Source organism: Methyloceanibacter marginalis, from assembly GCF_001723295.1.
GTDB classification, from domain to species: Bacteria; Pseudomonadota; Alphaproteobacteria; order Rhizobiales; family Methyloligellaceae; genus Methyloceanibacter; species Methyloceanibacter marginalis.
This window is the reverse complement of record NZ_LPWD01000383.1, coordinates 1-1,740: the sequence shown is the minus strand read 5'-3', so window position 1 is coordinate 1,740 and position 1,740 is coordinate 1. Positions and strand designations below refer to the sequence as shown.

Genomic DNA, 1,740 nt, shown 5'->3' with positions numbered 1-1,740 from the left:
GGCCGGGACAAGCCCGGCCATGACAAGGAACAGTCATTGAGAACAACTCACACAAACCTCGCGCGCGGCTCCGACCGGTCCCGCAAGCAGAGCTCCGTCAGCGCCCAGACCAGCGCGTCGACGCGGTCGGGGCTCGACCCGCCGGAGAGACCGTCCGCGCCGAAATCGCTCATCTCGTCTTCGAGCTGAGGCAACGCGCCCACATGGGACACGCGCCCTTGCTCGTACAAAGCCGCCACCGGCTCGGCGCGGAGAAACTTGCCGCGGTAAGCGCGCACAGGCTTAACCGGCACCGACCCATCCACTTGCCGCATCACCGCCTCGACCATGTCGCCGCCCTGGTTCACCTCGACCACGATGCGGTCGGCCTCGTGCGCGTGATAGGCGGCGATGGCGCGGCGCGCCCAGTCCAGAGGCCGCAAACCTTCGCGCGTCAGATCCGCCAGCACGTAAGCGCGTCCGTCGGGCGCGCGCCCCGCCACGACGATGCCGCAAGCATCCGCGCGCAGCCCGTGCGAGGCCGGCGGGTCGACCGCCACCACGACACGCCGAAGGTCCGGCGCCGCCGCAACCCGGCAGCGCTCCAGAAGCGCGCGCGGCCACAAACTATCCGGCCGGTCCTCCAGCAGCTCCGCCTCGAGCTCCTGACGCCCCAATCGGGTACCGCGATAGCGCCCGACGATCGCCGAGAGAAAGGACGGCGCCAGATTCGCCGCGTTGGCTGCGGTCGGCACCTTCGTCACCGCGCAGCGCGGGTCCGCGAGCAGCGCCTTGATCAGCGGGATCGGCCGCGGCGTGGTGGTCACCATCTGGCGCGGGGCGCTCCCGAGCCGAAGCCCGAATTGCAGCATGTCCCACGTTTCCGAAGGCCGCCGCCATTTGCCGAGCTCGTCGCACCAGGCGGCGGAGAATTGCGGCCCCCTTAAACTCTCCGGGTCTTCCGCCGAGAAGAGCTGCGCCACCGCGCCGCTCGCAAAGCGCACCTGCCGCTTCGAGGGCTCGTAACGGGGCCGCGCCTCGGGCGGATGCACGGCGAGCAGGCCGGACACGCCTTCGATCATCACGGCGCGCGCGTCCGCCAAAGTCTCGCCCACGAGCGCGATGCGGCATATCGGCGCGTCGCCCGCGAGCGCGCGCACCCATTCGGCCCCCGCCCGCGTCTTGCCCGCGCCCCGGCCCCCCAGCATCAGCCAGGTCGTCCAGTCGCAGCCGCTCGAAGCGCAGGCCGGCGGAAGCTGATCCTCCCGCGCCCACAGCGAGAAATCGTAGTGCAGCGCCGCGAGATCGCGTTCCGAATGCGTCGCAAGGAGGCGCTCAAAGGTCTCCGCTGCCCGAGAGACGCGCAAGTCGTTCCGCAAGATCGCGGCGAAGGCGGTCCGCATCGTCTTCTGTCCTCGCGCCGGTTGTGCCGGCGTTCTCGTTGGCGTTGTCGGCGTGTTTATTGGCTTCGCGCGCGGCGTCTTCCAGCGCGCCGAGCTTGGTGATGATCTGCAGGATCGCGGTCAGCGTGCGCGTGTCGCGCTCGGTGTCCGCGGCGTTTTGCGGGCCGTCCTTTCGCTCGGCCATGCGCAGCTCGAGCTCGGTCAGCTTCGCGTCGAGGATGGCGTGGAGCCGCTTGTTGAGCCGCCCGCGCCGCAGCTGCGACGGGGTCGGCGGCTCGCCCGCGCGCGGTCCGGACCAGCGCGTCGGCCGCTTCACGCACGGCGCCACGCGCACCCAGCCTTCGGCGCGCTGGCGCTC

The 1,740-nt window shown here is 70.9% G+C and carries 2 protein-coding genes; both read right to left on the bottom strand.

What is annotated here, in order from left to right:
- Positions 1-47: 47 nt before the first annotated feature.
- On the bottom strand, positions 48-1,382 hold the full coding sequence (locus tag AUC71_RS13260) for a DNA-packaging protein (RefSeq protein WP_083238375.1): 1,335 nt from the start codon (positions 1,380-1,382) through the stop codon (positions 48-50).
- A partial coding sequence (locus AUC71_RS19715) for a hypothetical protein (RefSeq protein WP_158007850.1) occupies positions 1,315-1,740 on the bottom strand: 426 nt, incomplete at its 5' end. The genes AUC71_RS13260 and AUC71_RS19715, both read right to left, overlap by 68 nt.